15 protein-coding genes are annotated in these 16,920 nt (G+C 71.5%); 11 read left to right on the plus strand and 4 right to left on the minus strand.

All coding sequences use genetic code 11. The annotated features are described in order from the left end of the window. Positions 1-3 precede the first annotated feature (3 nt). On the minus strand, positions 4-252 hold the full coding sequence (locus tag ABT008_RS14520) for a DUF2630 family protein (RefSeq protein ID WP_350696606.1): 249 nt from the start codon (positions 250-252) through the stop codon (positions 4-6). Between the two features lie 486 nt (positions 253-738). On the opposite strand from ABT008_RS14520, the gene ABT008_RS14525 reads away from it, so the two are divergent. The 7 genes from ABT008_RS14525 to ABT008_RS14555 all read left to right on the plus strand — a co-directional run bounded on the left by ABT008_RS14525 (position 739) and on the right by ABT008_RS14555 (position 8,702). Continuing rightward, a complete protein-coding gene (locus tag ABT008_RS14525) occupies positions 739-2,076 on the plus strand; it encodes a cytochrome P450 (RefSeq protein ID WP_502890436.1) in 1,338 nt (445 codons plus the stop codon). A gap of 41 nt (positions 2,077-2,117) precedes the next feature. Next, positions 2,118-2,975: a terpene synthase family protein gene (locus ABT008_RS14530; RefSeq protein WP_350696800.1), complete on the plus strand. Its 858-nt coding sequence runs from the start codon at positions 2,118-2,120 to the stop codon at positions 2,973-2,975. Beyond that, entirely contained in the window at positions 2,972-4,594 is a 1,623-nt protein-coding gene (locus ABT008_RS14535; protein WP_350696609.1) for a prenyltransferase/squalene oxidase repeat-containing protein, read from the plus strand. The genes ABT008_RS14530 and ABT008_RS14535 overlap by 4 nt, the downstream gene beginning before the upstream one ends. Before the next feature lie 95 nt (positions 4,595-4,689). Then, positions 4,690-7,215, plus strand: coding sequence for a sensor histidine kinase (locus tag ABT008_RS14540; RefSeq protein WP_350696611.1), 2,526 nt, complete (start codon positions 4,690-4,692; stop codon positions 7,213-7,215). Positions 7,216-7,262: 47 nt separating this feature from the next. Further along, positions 7,263-7,724 (plus strand): roadblock/LC7 domain-containing protein, encoded by a 462-nt coding sequence (locus ABT008_RS14545; RefSeq protein ID WP_350696613.1) that lies wholly within the window; start codon positions 7,263-7,265, stop codon positions 7,722-7,724. Positions 7,725-7,729: 5 nt separating this feature from the next. Further along, the gene (locus tag ABT008_RS14550; protein ID WP_350696614.1) at positions 7,730-8,116 is read left to right on the plus strand and encodes a DUF742 domain-containing protein; all 387 of its coding nucleotides are present in this window, start codon (positions 7,730-7,732) and stop codon (positions 8,114-8,116) included. Next, on the plus strand, positions 8,097-8,702 hold the full coding sequence (locus ABT008_RS14555) for a GTP-binding protein (RefSeq protein ID WP_350696616.1): 606 nt from the start codon (positions 8,097-8,099) through the stop codon (positions 8,700-8,702). The genes ABT008_RS14550 and ABT008_RS14555 overlap by 20 nt, the downstream gene beginning before the upstream one ends. An 80-nt stretch (positions 8,703-8,782) precedes the next feature. Here the strand turns inward: ABT008_RS14555 and ABT008_RS14560 are convergent, their stop codons facing one another. Both ABT008_RS14560 and ABT008_RS14565 read right to left on the minus strand, forming a co-directional pair. Next, positions 8,783-11,638 carry an aconitate hydratase gene (locus ABT008_RS14560; RefSeq protein ID WP_350696617.1) on the minus strand — a complete coding sequence of 952 codons (2,856 nt, stop codon included), beginning with the start codon at positions 11,636-11,638 and terminating at the stop codon, positions 8,783-8,785. A gap of 288 nt (positions 11,639-11,926) precedes the next feature. Then, positions 11,927-12,586, minus strand: a complete 660-nt coding sequence (locus ABT008_RS14565) for a C39 family peptidase (RefSeq protein ID WP_350696618.1) — start codon at positions 12,584-12,586, stop codon at positions 11,927-11,929. A gap of 424 nt (positions 12,587-13,010) precedes the next feature. Here ABT008_RS14565 and ABT008_RS14570 point away from each other — a divergent pair, with 424 nt between their 5' ends. Continuing rightward, positions 13,011-14,684, plus strand: coding sequence for a right-handed parallel beta-helix repeat-containing protein (locus tag ABT008_RS14570; RefSeq protein ID WP_350696620.1), 1,674 nt, complete (start codon positions 13,011-13,013; stop codon positions 14,682-14,684). Between the two features lie 7 nt (positions 14,685-14,691). On the opposite strand, the gene ABT008_RS14575 is transcribed toward ABT008_RS14570, so the two are convergent. Continuing rightward, positions 14,692-14,892, minus strand: a complete 201-nt coding sequence (locus tag ABT008_RS14575) for a hypothetical protein (RefSeq protein ID WP_350696808.1) — start codon at positions 14,890-14,892, stop codon at positions 14,692-14,694. On the opposite strand from ABT008_RS14575, the gene ABT008_RS14580 reads away from it, so the two are divergent. The 3 genes from ABT008_RS14580 (at position 14,891) to ABT008_RS14590 (ending at position 16,859) form a co-directional block, all read left to right on the plus strand. After that, positions 14,891-15,565, plus strand: a complete 675-nt coding sequence (locus tag ABT008_RS14580; protein ID WP_350696621.1) for a hypothetical protein — start codon at positions 14,891-14,893, stop codon at positions 15,563-15,565. The two genes, ABT008_RS14575 and ABT008_RS14580, sit on opposite strands and share 2 nt — an antisense overlap. Before the next feature lie 37 nt (positions 15,566-15,602). Beyond that, entirely contained in the window at positions 15,603-15,992 is a 390-nt protein-coding gene (locus ABT008_RS14585; RefSeq protein WP_350696623.1) for a DUF6841 family protein, read from the plus strand. Positions 15,993-16,190: 198 nt separating this feature from the next. After that, entirely contained in the window at positions 16,191-16,859 is a 669-nt protein-coding gene (locus ABT008_RS14590) for a hypothetical protein (protein ID WP_350696625.1), read from the plus strand. Positions 16,860-16,920: the final 61 nt, after the last annotated feature.

Genomic DNA, 16,920 nt, shown 5'->3' on the forward strand with positions numbered 1-16,920 from the left:
TGCCTACTGCAGGTACCGCTCGACCTCGGGCACCGGGCGTGCGCCCTGGGCGTCGGGGTCGCCGTGTGCCTGCCGCGCGGCGCGTCGACGGCGGAGCAGGTCCCAGCACTGGTCGAGGGATTCCTCCAGCTCACGCAGCCGGGCACGGGCCTCGTCGTCGGTGCCTGCCTCGTGGGCCTGCGCCTCGGCGCGCAGCCGGTGCTCCTCGTCGACCAGATCGGAGATCCGGCTCAGGATGGTCGTGTCGTCCATGCCCTGAGCCTGGCACAGCGAGCCCGGCCGCGCCCGGGTTCTTCGCGGCGGGACCGCGACGAGGGGCTTGCCCGCCCGCCCGGTCGGTCGATTGCTGTCACGGGCGCCGTACCCCGATGTGAGCAGGGATGACGAAGATCACCTGAGAGAGCCGGCGGGGTCCGGGAGTGCCTCGCTCCGTCGTGGGCCGGCGCTCGGAGCGAGGCCGCGCGGACCGGTGTTGAGCAGGCGCGATGAGCGGTGGACGGGAGTACGGGAAGAGTGCGGTGCCCCTCGTGCACCTGACTCGTACGCCACGTCTCCGTTGTGGACGGCGGGAATGTCGACCACGAAGATTTCTCGGTGCGTGACTAGTGAGGAGTGCTACGGCAATGTCATGCTCATCGCAATCGTGGCATTTCGAAGAGTAACGCCCCTCACCCCCCGGGGCCCGCCCAACTGGGAGCCGACGACGTGAACTGCGCCCGAACCCGGAGACCGGCATCGATCCCGCTGCGGTACACGTTACCGAACCTGCTGCGTGATCCGGCCCGCGCCCTCGTCGAGTTCGGCGAACGCTCCGCAGGTGAGGTCGTCCGGCTCAACCTCGGCTCGCTGCGCCCGTACCTGGTCACCCACCCCGAGCACCTGCAACAGGTCCTGCGCGAGCGCTCCGGCAACTACGTGCGCGCCGGCGACGGTCTGCAGTGGCGCCCGCTGAAGCGGCTGTTCGGCGAGGGCATCCTCAGCGACGGCGAACACTGGGCCGACAGCCGGCAGATCCTCCAGCCGCTGTTCACCGCCCGCCGCATCGACGCGATGGTCGACCGCCTCGCCGTCGCCATCGAGGAGGCCGTCGACGAGTTGGCCGAGCCGGCGCGTACCGGCCAACCGGTCAACATGGGCACCGTGCAGGCCAGGATCGTCTGCTCGGCGATCATGCGGGTCTTCTTCGCGGACCGGATCTCGGTGCCCGACGCGATGCGGATCATGCAGGCGCAGGACGACATCGCCCGCTCGGTGATGCCCCGCATCCTGATGCCGTGGGCGCCGCTGGCCGCGCCCATGCCCGGTGACCGGACGTTCCGCCGGGCCGTACAGCTCATCGACGACCTGCTGCTGCCGACCGTGCGGGCCGCCCGCCACGAGACCGCCGGCGACGCCGACGACATCATCAGCACGCTGTGGCGGGGCCGCACCGAGGGCGGTGGCCGACTCGACGAGCAGCAGGTCCGCAACGACACGGTGGCGATGGTGGCCACCACCACCGAGACCACGATCAGCGTCCTCACCTGGCTGTGGCCGCACATCGAGCGCAACCCCGAGATCGCCGCCCGGCTCTACGCCGAGATCGACGAGGTGGTCGGCGGCCAGCCGGTACGCCAGGAACACCTGCGCGACCTGCGCTACACCCGGCAGGTGCTCGACGAGCTGCTCCGGCTCTATCCGATCGGCTGGCTCTTCCCCCGCAACGCGGTCGAGGAGGACGTCATCGGTGGGGTCCGGATCCCGGCCGGCTCCACTGTGGTGGTCAGCCCGCTGATCACCCACCGCATGTCGATGTTCTGGGAGCGACCCGAGGTCTTCGACCCGGACCGGTTCCGGCCCGAACAGGCCCGACAGCGGCACCGGTACACGCACTTCCCGTTCGGCGGCGGCCCGCACCAGTGCCTGGGCATGCACCTGTTCTATCTGGAGGCGACGCTGATCGTGGCCGGCCTGCTGAGCCGGTTCCGGTTCCGGCTGTGTCGTCCGGCCGTACCCGGCATCAAGGTGGCCGCCGCGTTGCGTCCCCTGGAACCGGTCGAGGTGGTCCTGCGGCCCGCGCGGGGTGTCGCGGCGTGAGCTCCCGGACCGAGGTGTCGCCGGTCGGCCCCGGCGACCAGATGACCGACGCCGCCGAACAGGGCCGGATCTGTGCCCTCGCCGCGAAGGGCCAGCGCGACCTGGCGGCGGTCGCCGCCGCGTACCCCGAGCTGTTCCCGACCCGGCCCTTCGACGCCACGCTGTTCGGCAACGTGGCGATGGCGATCGCCTTCGGCGCGCCCTGGTGCGACCTCGACCGGCTCCGGGTCACGAATCGGGCGGTGCTGTGGGGCTTCGCCGTGGACTGGCTGGTGGACCACGAGGCCCGCTCGCGCGACGAGATCGACCGGCTGACCGCCCGTTGCCTGGCGGTGGTCGACGGCGGGACGCCCGAGGAAGGCGACCAGCTCGGTGCCTTCCTCGCCGAGCTGCGCGACGAACTCGCCACGGTGCCCGCCTTCGCCGCGCACCGCGAGCGCTGGCGGGAGGAGACCCGCAAGGTGCTCGCCGCGATGGCCCGGGAGTGGGACTGGAAGCAGTCGCCGGACACCCGGCCCGGGTTCGCGGAGTACCTGGACAACGCCGCCAACCTGGCCTGCACCGTGGTCAACGTCGTGCACTGGATCCACACCGACGATCCGGCCACCCTGGCGCACCTCGACGCGCTGCTGGCCGCGAGCGACCAGGTGCAGCGGATCCTACGCCTGGTCAACGACCTCGGCACGTACGAGCGGGACCTGCGCTGGGGTGACCTCAACGCGCTGCTGCTGGTGTCCCGCGCCGAGGTGGAGAAGCGGATCGCGGAGCTGGTCGCCGAGGCCCGGGACCAGCTCGCGACGCTCCGTGTCGACTGCCCGGTGGCGGCCGACTACCTGGCCCGGCAGATCGGCTTCAGCAGCGGCTTCTACCGGTCCACCGACTTCTGGGGCACGCCGTGACGGCCGCAGGCGTCACCGGGCCACCGGAGACGGCGCAGCGCGTCACCGACGCGGCCGCCGACCTGGTCGCGGACCTGGACCGGGAACCGGCCGGGCAGGTGAGTGCCTCGGTCTACGAGACGGGTCGCCTGGTCGCCGACGCCCCGTGGCTCGGCGGCCACGGCCGGCGGTTGGCGTACCTGCTCGGTCAGCAGGGGCCGGACGGCGCCTGGGGCCTGCCCGGCGGGTACGGCCTGGTGCCGACGGCGAGCGCGGTGGAGGCCCTGGTCGCGGTCCTCGCCCGGGACGAGCCGGCCGACCGTTCCGACCCGGCGCGGTCCGACCTGGTGGACGCCGCCGCTCGTGGGCTGACCGCGCTGGCCCGGCGGCTGGGAGCCGGCGCGCCGCTGCCGGACACCCCGGCGGCCGACCTGATCGTGCCAGCGTTGACCGGTCGCATCGACACGCACCTGACCCGGCTGCGCGACCGGGGCGCCCCGGCACTGCCCGGCCTGCCTCCGTTGCCTCGGGTGGACCGGCGGCGCCTCGACGCGGTCTCCGCGTTGCTCGCCACCGACCGGCCGATGCCGCGCAAGCTGTGGCACGCCTACGAGGTGCTGGGACCGAACGCCGCGACCCGCGAGGAGGTCCGCCCGATCGACGGCGCGGTGGGCGCCTCACCAGCCGCCACGGCCGGGTGGCTCAACCACCGGCGTGCGCCGGAGCGGGCCGCGCGGGCGTACCTGGACGAGGTGGTGGCCCGGCACGACGGCCCGGTGCCGTGTTGCACCCCGATCAGCGTCTTCGAGCGGTCCTGGACGCTCGGCACGCTGATCCGGGCGGGCATACCGGTCCGACCGTCGCCGGCGGTGGTGGCCGGATTGGCCGCCGCGCTCGGACCGGACGGCGCGGCGACCGGGCCGGGGCTGCCGGCCGACGCGGACACCACCTCGGCCACCCTGTACGCCCTGGCCCGGCTGGGCCGGCCGGTCGACCCGACCAGTCTGTTCCGCTACGACCTCGGCAGTCACTTCTGCACCTGGCGCGGGGAGGACGGCGACTCGATCACCACCAACGCGCACGTGCTGGAGGCGCTGGGCTGGCACGCCCGGCACACCCGCGCGGGCGCGAACCGGTACGGCGCCCGGGTGGCCGCCCTCGGTGGCTGGTTGCGCGAGGTGCAGCAGCCGGACGGCCACTGGACGGACCGTTGGCACGCCTCGCCCTACTACGCCACCTCCTGCGCGGCCCTGGCGCTGGCCGCTCACGCACCGCCGGAGGCCGCCGGGGAGGCCGTCGACCGGGCCGTCGGCTGGGTGCTCGCCACCCAGCGCGACGACGGCGGCTGGGGACGCTGGTCGACCACCACGGAGGAGACGGCGTACGCGGTGCAGGTCCTGCTCGGGGCGGGCGACCGGCGGCCCGAGGCGGTGCAGGCCGCTGCCCGGGCGCTGGCACATCTGCAGGTCGACGCCGTCCACGACCCTCCACTATGGCATGACAAGGACCTCTACACCCCGGTCCTGGTGGTCCGCGCGGCGGTGCTCGCGGCACGGCGTCTGGCGCTCGAATCCGGCGCGGCAGGCGGTGACGGTGAGGGCTCCGCAGCCTCCCACCAGGGCATGATCACGAGCGCTTGAGTTGCTACGGTGACGCTGTTAGCGTGCGCCGGGGTCGGTGCGTGTGTGGCCCGCCTGACTGACCGATCAACTCGCTCCGGGCCAGGGACGGTGTAATGGGTTCCCGCAGTTCGAATCTGCGTACCAAGGTCGTGGCCCTGTTGGCCTCGCTGGTGGCACTCTGGAGCTTCACCGCCTGGGTGACCGTCCGCGAGGGCGTCAACCTGGTCGGCGTACAGGCGCTCGACGTGCGGGTGTTCGATCCCACCGAGCCACTGCTGTTGCAGTTGCAGCTGGAACGCCGGACCTCGCTGGCGTACCTCGGTCGGCCCGAGGACCGCAGGCGTGGTGAACTCGTGCAGGTGCGTCAGCGCACCGACGAGCTGGCCGCCGAGTTCAAGGAGTCGGCTGCGCACTGGCAGGTCGGCCTGCTCGGTAGCGACGGCCTGCACCAGCGGATCGGCGAGCTGAACCGTGGGCTCACCGCGTTGTCGGACACCCGGGCGGCCGTGGACGGCCGCAACATCGGCCGCAGCGAGGCCGGCGGGGCGTTCACCCAGGTGATCGAGTCGATCTATCAGGTCTACGACGAGCTGGGCAACCTCGATGACGACCAGGTCGCCGAGGACACCGTCCAACTGATCCAGCTCAACCGGGCCCGGGAACTGCTGTCCCAGGAGGACGCCCTGCTCGCCGGGGTGCTGGCCGCCGGTCGGATCACCTCGAGCGAGCGAGCGGAGTTCACCCGGGTCGTCGGCGCCCGCCAGTTCGTCGCGGACCAGGCGGTCGTCCGGCTGCCGCAGGCGGACCAGACGCGCTACCAGCAGATGTCCTCCGGTCCGAACTTCCGTCGGCTGGCCGACCTGGAGAACCAGGTCATGCTGGCCGGCAACAGCACCCGGGTGCCGTTCAGCGCCGAGGCGTGGACCGATGCCACGAGCCCGGCGTTGATCGAAATCGGCGACGTCGTGCTGGCCGGTGGTGACGACGTGGTCGAACGGGCGACCCCCGTCGCCGTCGGCGTCATCATCCGGTTGGTGCTCGCCGCCGGTCTCGGTCTGCTCGCCGTCATCGCCTCGGTGGTCGTCTCGGTCACCACCGCCCGTGCTTTGGTGCAGCAGTTGCAGCGCCTGCGGGACGCCGCGTTCCAGCTCGCCAACGAGCGGCTGCCCAACGTGGTGGATCGGCTCGGCCGTGGCGAGCAGGTGGACGTGGCCAAGGAGGCGCCGCCGCTGCAGTTCGGTGACGACGAGATCGGTCAGGTGGGCAAGGCGTTCAACGTGGTGCAGGAGACGGCCGTCCGGACCGCGGTGGAGCAGGCGGAACTGCGTCGCGCGGTGCGCGACGTCTTCCTCAGCCTGGCCCGGCGTACCCAGGCTCTGGTGCACCGCCAGCTCACCCTGCTCGACTCGATGGAGCGCCGGGAGCAGGACGCGGAGGAACTGGAGGACCTGTTCCGCGTCGACCACCTGGCCACCCGGATGCGGCGCAACGCGGAGAACCTGATCGTGCTCTCCGGCTCCACGCCCGGCCGGGCGTGGCGCCGCAACGTGCCGATGGTGGACGTGGTCCGTGGCGCAGTCGGTGAGGTCGAGGACTACACCCGGGTGCAGGTGCTCCCGATCAGCGGGGTGTCGCTGGCCGGACGGGCCGTCGGTGACGTCATCCACCTGCTCGCCGAACTGATCGAGAACGGGCTGTCGTTCTCGCCACCGCACACCACCGTCGAGGTGCGGGGACAACTGGTCGCCAACGGGTTCGCCATCGAGATCGAGGACCGTGGCCTCGGCATGACCGAGGAGGACCTGGCCGCCGCCAACCACCGCATCACCGACCGCTCCGAACTCAACCTCGCCGACGCGTCCCGATTGGGTCTCTACGTGGTGAGCCGGCTGACCGACCGGCACGGGGTGCGGGTACACCTCAAGGAGTCGCCGTACGGCGGGACGACCGCGGTGGTGCTGGTCCCGAGCGACCTGATCACCGTGGACGGCGCACAGCCGGCGGTCCCGCCGCCGGCCACGCGGAGCGAGGCTCCGGCGCTGCCCGCCGGGGCGGTCCCCGCCGGCGACGAGCGGTCACCCGCACCGGTGGCGGTGGCCTCGCCCACCGCAGCGCGGGAAGCCGCCGCCGGACCGGTCGCGCAGCCCTCGGTGGAGTCCGTCGAGGAGACCACCGTCCTGCCGACCAGGTCCCGCCGCCGGCCCGGTCAGTCCGCCCTGGACGGCCCGACCATCCCGATCGAGGTGCCGGTGACCTCCGCGCCGGGCGAGGGCCCGGCCCGGCCGCCGCGCCTGCCGGCCGACGCGGTGGTCGCACCCGGTGCGCCGACGGGCCCGCCCGTTCCGGCGGCGACCCCGCCCGAGCCGGGTACGCCGACGGTGGCCGAGTCCGACCTGGGGCGTACCGAGTCGGGCCTGCCGGTCCGGGTCCGACAGGCCAGTCTCGCCCCGGCGCTGCGCAACGAGCCCGAGGCGGCCGACGACGGCGAAGACGTGATCCGCGAACCAGAACAGGTTCGGCGCATGATGAGTTCGTACCAGACGGGCACCCGGCGCGGACGCTCCGACGCCGCTAGGTTGCTCGATGGCGGCCGGCGTGCCGAGGACGGTTCCGACGGCGCCGACCAACCGGCGACCTGATCCGCGTCGCTGGCCCGTTGGCCCGGGTCAGCGCTGGTCAGGCCCAGATGAGCACGGCGAAGAGCCGGGGAGAAGAGGACGACGAAGTGGCGCAGAAGACGGCTTCGAGTGCCGACCTGACGTGGTTGCTGGACGACCTCGTCGGCCGGGTCAAGCAGGCCGAACATGCGGTGGCACTGTCCGCCGACGGTCTGCTGATGGCCTCGTCGCAGGGGCTCAGCCGCGACGACGGCGAGCACCTGGCAGCGATGGCGGCCGGCATCCAGAGTCTGGCCCGCGGTGCGGGCAAGCGGTTCGGTGGCGGGCAGGTCCAGCAGACAATCATCGAGATGCAGTCCTCCTTCCTGTTCGTCACAGCCGCCGGCCGTAACGCCTGTCTCGCGGTGCTGGCCTCCGAGGACGCCGACGTGGGTCTGATCGCGTACGAGATGGCGATGCTGGTCACCAGGGTCGGCAAGTACGTCGCGTCGCCGTCCCGGTCCGCCGAGCAGACCGGCGGGGAGAAGTAGCCCGGATGACGGTGCAGGGAGAGTCCGCGGACCACCAGTGGGTGGACGACCATGCCGGTCCGGTTGTCCGTCCGTACGCGGTGACCGGCGGCCGGGCCCGTCCGGTCACCGGCACGTTCGACCTGATCTCCCTGGTGACGGCGACCCGCTCGGACGTCTCCCCGGAGATCGGTCTCGGCCCGGAGCACCTGGCGATCGTCGGCCTCTGTCAGCGGATTCAGTCCGTGGCCGAGATCGCGGCACACCTGGACCTGCCGGTGGGCACCGTGCGGGTCCTGCTCGGCGATCTGGTGGCACGCAGCCTGGTGCAGATCCGCGAGCCGCACACCACCGTCGGCATACCCGACCACAGCATTTTCGAGGCGGTTATCAATGGACTACGGGCACTCTGAGCGGCCGCCGGGAGCGGTCGCCCTGCCCACAGCGATCAAGATCCTGGTCGCCGGCGGCTTCGGGGTCGGCAAGACCACGCTGGTCGGGGCGGTCAGTGAAACACGCCCGCTGCGGACCGAGGAGGTGCTGACCGAGACGGGGGTCGGCATCGACGACCTCTCCGGCGTCGAGGCGAAGCAGACCACCACGGTGGCGATGGACTTCGGCCGGATCACGGTCAGCGAGGACCTGGTGCTGTACCTGTTCGGCACGCCGGGTCAGGACCGGTTCTGGTTCGTCTGGGACGAACTGGCGCTCGGTGCCATCGGCGCGGTGGTGCTGGCGGACACCCGTCGGCTCGCCGACTGTTTCCCCTCCATCGACTACTTCGAGGGGCGGGGTACGCCGTTCCTGGTCGCGGTGAACTGCTTCGAGGGAGCGCGCTCGTACCGTCTGGACGAGGTGCAGGCCGCGCTGAACCTCGACCCCGAGGTGCCGGTGTTGCTCTGCGACGCCCGCAACCGGGAGTCGGTCAAGGAGGTGCTGATCACCGTGGTGGAGCACGCGATGAAGGTCCGGGAGGCCCGTGGCCGCGCCGTCGAGTGACGGTGTGTCCAGCGCCCTCGGCCGGACGAACGAAGGGCTCCCTCCCCGACTGGGGAGGGAGCCCTTCGGCGTTCGTCGCCTCAGCCGGCGATCATGCGCCGCAGCACGTACTGCAGGATGCCGCCGTGCCGGTAGTAGTCCGCCTCACCCGGGGTGTCGATCCGCACCACCGCGTCGAACTCCACGCCGCTGTCCGTGCTGACCCGCACGGTACGCGGGGTCGAGCCGTCGTTGAGCGCGGTGACACCGGTGACGGTGAACGTCTCGGTGCCGGTCAGCCCCAGCGAGTCGGCGCTCTCGCCGGTCGGGAACTGCAACGGCAGCACACCCATGCCGATCAGGTTCGAGCGGTGGATCCGCTCGTACGACTCGGCGATGACCGCCCTGACGCCCAGCAGCATGGTGCCCTTGGCCGCCCAGTCCCGCGACGAGCCCGAGCCGTACTCCTTGCCGGCCAGGATGACCAGCGGGATGCCGGCCTCCTGGTAGGCCACCGAGGCGTCGTAGATCGAGGTCTGCTCGCCGGTCAGGTGGTTGACGGTGAAGCCGCCCTCCACCCCTGGGACGAGCTGGTTACGCAGCCGGATGTTGGCGAAGGTGCCCCGGATCATCACCTCGTGGTTGCCCCGGCGCGAGCCGTACGAGTTGAACTCGTGGCGCGGCACGCCGTGCCCGGCCAGGTACTCGCCGGCGGGGGAGTCGGCCTTGATGGAGCCGGCCGGGGAGATGTGGTCGGTGGTCACCGAGTCACCCAGCTTGGCCAGCACCCTTGCCGGACCGATGTCGAGAACAGGCGCCGGCAGGGGCCGCATACCCTCGAAGTACGGGGGCTTGCGCACGTAGGTGGACTCGCCGTCCCAGGCGAAGGTGTCCCCGGTCGGCGTCGGCAGCGACTGCCAGCGCTCGTCACCGGCGAAGACGTCGGCGTACGCGGAGCTGAACCCGCCGGCGCCGATCGCCGAGGCGATGACGTCCTGGATCTCGGCGCTGCTCGGCCAGATGTCGCGCAGGTAGACCGGCTGGCCCGCGCTGTCCTCGCCGATCGGCTCGTTGGCCAGGTCGATGTCCATCGTGCCGGCGAGGGCGTACGCCACCACCAGCGGCGGCGACGCCAGGTAGTTCATCTTGACGTCGGGGTTGATCCGGCCCTCGAAGTTGCGGTTGCCGGAGAGCACCGACACCACGGCGAGGTCGGCCTCGTTCACCGCGGCAGAGACCTCCTCCGGCAGCGGACCGGAGTTGCCGATGCAGGTGGTGCAGCCGTAGCCGACCAGGTGGAAGCCGAGCTTCTCCAGGTACGGCGTGAGGCCGGCCCGCTCGTAGTAGTCCATGACGACCTTCGAGCCCGGCGCGAGGGTGGTCTTCACCCACGGCTTGCGGTTCAGGCCCTTGTCCACGGCGTTGCGGGCGAGCAGCGCCGCGCCGATCATCACCTGCGGGTTGGAGGTGTTGGTGCAGGAGGTGATGGCGGCGATCACCACCGCACCGTGGTCCAGCTCGTACTCGTTGCCGTCGGCACCGGTGACCCGGATCGGGTTGCTGGCCCGCCCGCCGGAGCCGACGGCGGCGGTCACCAGGTCACGCGGGGCGTCGGCCGGGTCGTTGACCTCGTTGGCCGGGGCGTCGCTGGCCGGGAAGGACTCGGCGCTGGCCTCGTCGGCCGGGCCCGCCGTGCCGAACGGCTTGCCCTGCTGCGGCACGCCGGGGCGGCGGCCCGGGTCGCCACCGGTCTCGTCGGCCGCGACGTAGTCGGTGAGCGCGGCGCGGAACAGCGTCTTGGCGCTACCCAGCGGCACCCGGTCCTGGGGACGCTTGGGTCCGGCGAGCGAGGGCTCGATGGTGCCCAGGTCCAGTTCCAGGTGCTCGGAGTACTGCGGCTCGGCGGACGGGTCGTGCCAGAGGCCCTGCTCCTTGGCGTACGCCTCGACCAGCGCGACCTGCTGCGGGTCCCGGCCGGTCAGCTCCAGGTAGCGCACGGTCTCCGCATCGATCGGGAAGATCGCGACGGTGGAGCCGTACTCCGGGGACATGTTGCCGATGGTGGCCCGGTTGGCCAGCGGCACGGCGCTCACGCCGGGGCCGTAGAACTCGACGAACTTGCCGACCACGCCGTGCTTACGCAGCATCTCGGTGATGGTCAGCACCAGGTCGGTGGCGGTGGTGCCGGCCGGCATCTCGCCGGAGAGCTTGAAGCCCACCACGCGGGGGATCAGCATGCTGACCGGCTGGCCCAGCATGGCCGCCTCGGCCTCGATGCCGCCGACGCCCCAGCCGAGTACGCCCAGGCCGTTGACCATCGTGGTGTGCGAGTCGGTGCCGACCACGGTGTCCGGGTACGCCTGGCCGCCGCGCTCCATGATCGTGCGGGCCAGGTACTCGATGTTGACCTGGTGCACGATGCCGGTGCCGGGCGGCACCACCTTGAACTCGTTGAACGCGGTCTGCCCCCAGCGCAGGAACTGGTAGCGCTCCTTGTTGCGGGTGTACTCCAGCTCGACGTTGCGCTCGAAGGCGTCCTCACGGCCGAACAGGTCGGCGATCACCGAGTGGTCGATGACCAGCTCGGCGGGGGCGAGCGGGTTCACCTTGGTGGGGTCGCCGCCGAGGTCGCGGACGGCCTCACGCATGGTGGCCAGGTCGACCACGCACGGTACGCCGGTGAAGTCCTGCATCAGCACCCGGGCCGGGGTGAACTGGATCTCGACGTTGGGTTCCGCGGTCGGGTCCCACCCGCCGAGCTGGCGGATGTGTTCGGCGGTGATGTTCGCGCCGTCCTCGGTCCGCAGCAGGTTCTCCAGCAGGATCTTCAGGCTGTAGGGGAGCCGTTCGTGGCCCTCCACCTGGCTGATCTTGAAAATCTCGTAGCTCGCGTCTCCGACGCGTAGCTGGGTCTTCGCACCGAAGGTGTCGAGGCTCGCCACGTCGTACTCCTTCACACCAGCGACCGTGAGTAGTCCTGAGCAGTCTGTCGCACCGGCCGGAGGGTCGCCGTGGTTAGGCAACACTTACCGCCGATCCGCGCCGTCAACAAAACCGTACGTCCGTCTTGCTATGAGTGCAACCCTGCGTCACGGAGTGGACGTGGCGCGGGCGTCGGCGCGGGTGCTGGCGTGGGCGGGGTGTGGGTGTTAGGAGGGGTCCCCTGCTATGCACGAGGCGTTGGTAGGGGGCCCTTCCTTGCGCGCAACGGCCGGCCCCCGGAACGGGGGCCGGCCGTTGTGGTGTCAGGAGGTGGTGGCGTAGCCGCGGGTGGCGATCCAGTTGGCGAGGTCGTCGATGTGGAGGTCGTAGCGGGCTTGGTCGGGGTTGGCGGAGTCGGCGATGGTGACGGTGTTGCCGTTGTCGGTGTAGCCGGTGACACTGATGTAGTGGCCGCCTTCGAAGCTGTGGGTGGTGCCGGTGGTGTCGGTGGTGGTGCCGGCGATGTTGGCGACTACGGCGCGGCCGTCGTTGATGGTGCGGATGATGTCGTCGCGGAGCTTGTCGGTCTGGTGGGTGTCGGCGGTGGGGGTGCTGATTTCGACGGACTTGTAGGCGTTCTTGCCGGTTTCGCGGTTGAGGACGGGGGTGATGTCGTTGATGGAGTCGGTGCCGTTCTCGGTGGTGCCCATTTCCTTGGCCATGGTGTGGACGTCGATGTTCTTGCCCTGGACGCTGAGGGCGTTGCGGGCGGCGGCGGGGCCGCAGTAGTAGAAGTTGGGCTGGGCTTCGTAGCGGACGTCGAGCTGACGCTCGCTGTTGCCCTTGCGGTCGGCCTGCACGACGGCGGCGGCCTGGACGCCCGGGGTGGCCTGGGCGGCGATCGCGGGTGCGGCGATGCCTCCAGCGGTGGCGGCGGCAGCGGCGATGGTCAGAGCGGTCTTGCGCAGCATGGTGGTACGCATGATGATCTGAACCTTTCGTCGGGGGTGTGCGGCGATCTCCCGTGGGGGACGGGTGTGCCGCGGGGGATGTCCCGGGTTCGTCGGCGTCCGCGCGGTGGGGACTGCTACGACGTCCGGGCCAGGTGTAACGCCGGGGGGTGCGGGGTCATTCCGACCCGGTCCCGGGCTGCGGCGCCGGGGGAGGCGTCGCGGTCATGCCATGTACAACCCCCGGCCCGGGCCGATGATTCCGCGATCGGGGCGGCCATGGCCAGGTGACGGTCGGCGACGTGACCGGACAAACGGGCATGAACTTTCGGGGCGGACGCGTCGCCGTCGCCGTGCGCGGGCAGACCTCCGACATCGCACAGGCCGCGTTTCCGGGACATCGGAGTGGGAAAGCGCCCGGCTCGTGAGGAGGCCGTCGACTTCAGGGGAGCGCGTCGTGTGGCAGGAGAGCCGGTACATCGCCGCCCGGGAGCGACTGTCCCCGGTCGCCGGGGCGCCGCTCTGGTGCGACGCGCACGAATTCGGCCTCCGGGGTGACGGTGTCACCAACGACCAACCGGCGTTGTCCGCGCTGGTCGACCGGCTCGGTGAGGGGTACGCCGCCGACGGCCGGGCCCGGGTCATCTACTGCCCGCCGGGGATCTACTCGATCCGGGACGCCGGCACCGTCTGGCGCAGCGGTGTCTCCCTGATCGGCGCGGGGCCGGGCGCGACCCGGTTCCTGTTGAGCAACGAGGGCAACCGTGCCGACCCGACGCCGCTGGCCTTCTGGACCACCGTGCAGCACGGCGCGGACCGCGACCGGCACATCGCCGACTGCACCTTCGCCGACTTCGAGATCGACGGCTCGGGTGTGGCCATGGCCGAGTACAACTACCTCGCCAAGGGCCTCGGTCTCCAGTACGTGGTGCGGGGTGTGTTCCGCAACCTCTACATCCACCACACCGGCGCCACCGGGCTGGGGTGCGACTTCCTTCAGGACAGCCTGATCGACGGCGTCGTGGTGGTCGGCTGCGGCCGGCTGGACAACGGCGAGGAGATGGGCGGCGCGGGCATCGGCATCGGCATCGGTGGCTGGGGCGAGGTGGAACGCTGCACGATCGCCAACTGCACCACCCTCGGCAACGGCACCAACGGGATCTTCCTGGAGTTGCAGAAGTCGTACTGGACGCCCCCGCGCGGGTACCGCATCATCGGCTGCCACAGCCAGGCCAACCGGTTCGGCATCTCCGACTGGGGTGCCGACGGGCTGATCGTCTCGGCCTGCACCATCACCGGGAACCTGGAGGCCGGCTTCGACGTCTCCGCCAACGGCACGGCGGGCATCGCCGGTCGGGGCGGGATCCTCAGCGACTGCGTGATCGACCGCAACGTCCGCGACGGGATCAGCATGGGCAACACCCCCGGGCCGTACGCGATCCGGGGCAACCGGATCAGTGGCAACGGCTGGTACGGCTATCACCAGCACGATCTGGGCGCCGGCTACCAGGGCCCGTCGTCGGACGTGGTGATCAGCGACAACGAGTTCTACGAGAACGGTCTGGACGCGATCCGGATCGACCGGCCGATGGTCGACGCGGCCGTCGTGGACAACCGGATCCGCAACAACGGCCGGCAGTGCGCCCCGGCGTCGACCGGCTCCGGTGAGTCGGTGCGCTACGCCCGTCGGGCGGTGACCGACCGGTCGGCGAACTGGCCGACCAACGGGCACCGGGGCAAGGTGCTGCGGGTGGGCTCCCGGGTGGCGGTGGTGGTCGGCAACAGCGACACCGACCTGGACCTGGCCGACCTGCGACCGGACGCGGCGACCGCGTGGAACGAGGACGTTCCGGCGCCGGGCATGGCGTACGAGTTGCCGGCGGCGGCGCCGGTGCGGGCCGGCATCGTGGTCAACGCGCACTTCGACTCCGCGTCGGTGCGCGGCAACCGGATCTGGGACAGCAGCGAGGAGCCGACGCAGACGCACGGGCTGTGGATCACCGAGCGGGGCTCCTGCGTGTCCTGCCGGGTCGAGGAGAACGACCTCGCCGGCAACGCCGAGAGCGCGCTGCGGCTGGACAGTCCGCCGGTGGGCGGTCGCTGGGACCGCAACCACGTCGAGATCGACTGAGCGGGTCTCAGCCCGCGTCGTCGGGCGCGGCGGCCTCGGCGTGGCGGTCGCGCAGCCGGGCCCGGATCTCCTCCGGGGTGTACGCGCGTCGTCGCCGTTCCGCCCGGGCGATGACCACACCGGAGGCCGCGACCCCGGCCAGACCGGCCAACCCGAGGACCTTCCACCACCGCATCCGTTGCCGCATCCGCATAGGGTAGTCCTTCATGAGCATCAGCCTGGACGAGGCGGTGGAGCTGACGCGTACCGGTGACGTGTGGGTCTTCCGCGGCCGTAGCGTGCCCGACCGCGCCATCCAGTCGATCACCAACAGCCCGGTCAACCACGTGGGCATGGCGGTCGTGCTGGACGACATGCCGCCGCTGATGTGGCACGCCGAGTTGGGCCGGTCGCTGCCGGACATGTGGACCGGCGCCCATCAGCGCGGGGTGCAACTGCACGACCTGCGCGACGCGGTCTGCGTCTGGGCCAACCGGTACGGCCAGCGGGCCTGGCTGCGTCAGCTCGACCCACCGGTGGACGCCGAGATGGAGCGGTCGGTGCTGCGGACCATCGCCCGGCTGGACGGCACGCCGTTCCCGTCGACGGCGCAGCTCGCCTGGCGGTGGATGCGGGGACGGGTGCCGGCGGTGCGGTTGCCGGTGCCACGGCGGCAGCGGGCGACTACCGACCGCGAGCGGACCCTGGAGCGCGAACGGACCCTGGAGACGGCGTACTGCGCCGAGGTCGTCGCGGTCACCTACGAGGCGATGGGCCTGCTGCCGCCGGGCAAGCGGCCGAACTGGTACGACCCGGGCCGGTTCTGGAGCGGTGACGACCTCGGCCTGCAGGGCGGTGCCCGGCTGGGCAGCGAGATCGAGGTACGGATCCCGGAACGCTGAGGTTTCGCCGACCGGCGTCGCGGCAATTGCATGCGACGTGAATGCTTCCACCGATCTCGACACGCTCACCGAGTTCTTTGACCGGTACGGCGTGGCCCTGACCGTCGGCGACCTGCCCGCGATCGCCGGTTGCTACGCCCTGCCGGGGTTGGTGGTCGCCGACACCTACAGCTTCTCGTTCACCTCGCCGGCGGCGGTGGCGCTGTCCTTCGTGGGCGCCGCTCCCGACTACGCCGAGCGTGAGCTGGTCGCCGCGCACGCCGACATCGAGGAGGTGCAGCAGGTCTCCGCGCTGCTGACCGAGGTGGCGGTGCGGTGGGAGTTCCTGGACAGCCAGGGCCGGCAGGTGCCCGGCGAGCGGTACCGCTATCTGCTGCGGGCCGCCACGGAGGGTCCGGTCATCTGCACGGTCATCCGTACCGGCTGACCTCGCGGCGCGGGCCGTCGTGCCCGGCCGTCCCGGGGGCCTGGCCCGGCGGGTCGGACGACCCGCCCCCACCCGTTTCGTTCCCCGCTTCGCCGTGACTAGGCTGTCGCGTCGGTGCGACGAGGGGGGACCTCAATGGCAGTGCGGCCGTCGGGTGCCGAGACCACGGAGACGGCCCGTCGGCGGGCCCTTCCTCGGATGATCGCTTCGGCCCCCTGGGTGGTGGTCTCGGTCGGTGTCGGCGTGCTGGCGGTGCTGCTGGTGGTCGCGGCGCTGGCCTTCCGTGGCCCGGAGCAGCCGTCGTCGTGGAAGCCCGGGCCGGCGATGGCGCTGCCGACACCGTCCACATCGGACCAGGTCACGTCGGTCCCGTCCGGTCCGGAACGGCTCAGCCCGGCGCCGGGTGGCGCCGCCACGTCCGCCGCGCCAGGGTCGTCGGCGCTGCCGACCCCACCGTCGCGGACCGCCTCCCCGGCCGGGCGGTCGGAGGCCAGCCGGTCGCCGAGCGGACCGACGTCCGCCCCGCCGGCGTCTCCCGCCGCGCCGGGTGTGCTCACCGCCAGTTATCGGGTGAGCGGTGCGGTCGAACCGGACTCCTTCCGCGCGCAGATGGTGGTGCGCAACGGCACCGCCGAGTCGCGCGACTGGCAGGTCGAGTTGCGCTTCACCGGCGACGTCACCGGGATCCGCGCCTCCAGCGGGCCGGGCGTCTCGGTGAGCATCAAGGGTGGTGGATGGTACCTGCTCAGCGGGACGGTGCAGCTCGCTGCCGGAGCGCAGCAGACGGTGGATCTGCGGTTCAGCCGCACCGGCGGTGGCGAGTACCCCGCCCACTGTGTGGTCAACGGTTCCTCGTGCGCCCTGTGATGACCGTACTGTTAGGACGGTTCGGTGTTTCCCTGGGGACTTTTCCCTTTCGCTGAAGATC

This window comes from Micromonospora sp. NPDC002389 (genome assembly GCF_040296095.1).
Classification (GTDB): Bacteria; Actinomycetota; Actinomycetes; order Mycobacteriales; family Micromonosporaceae; genus Micromonospora.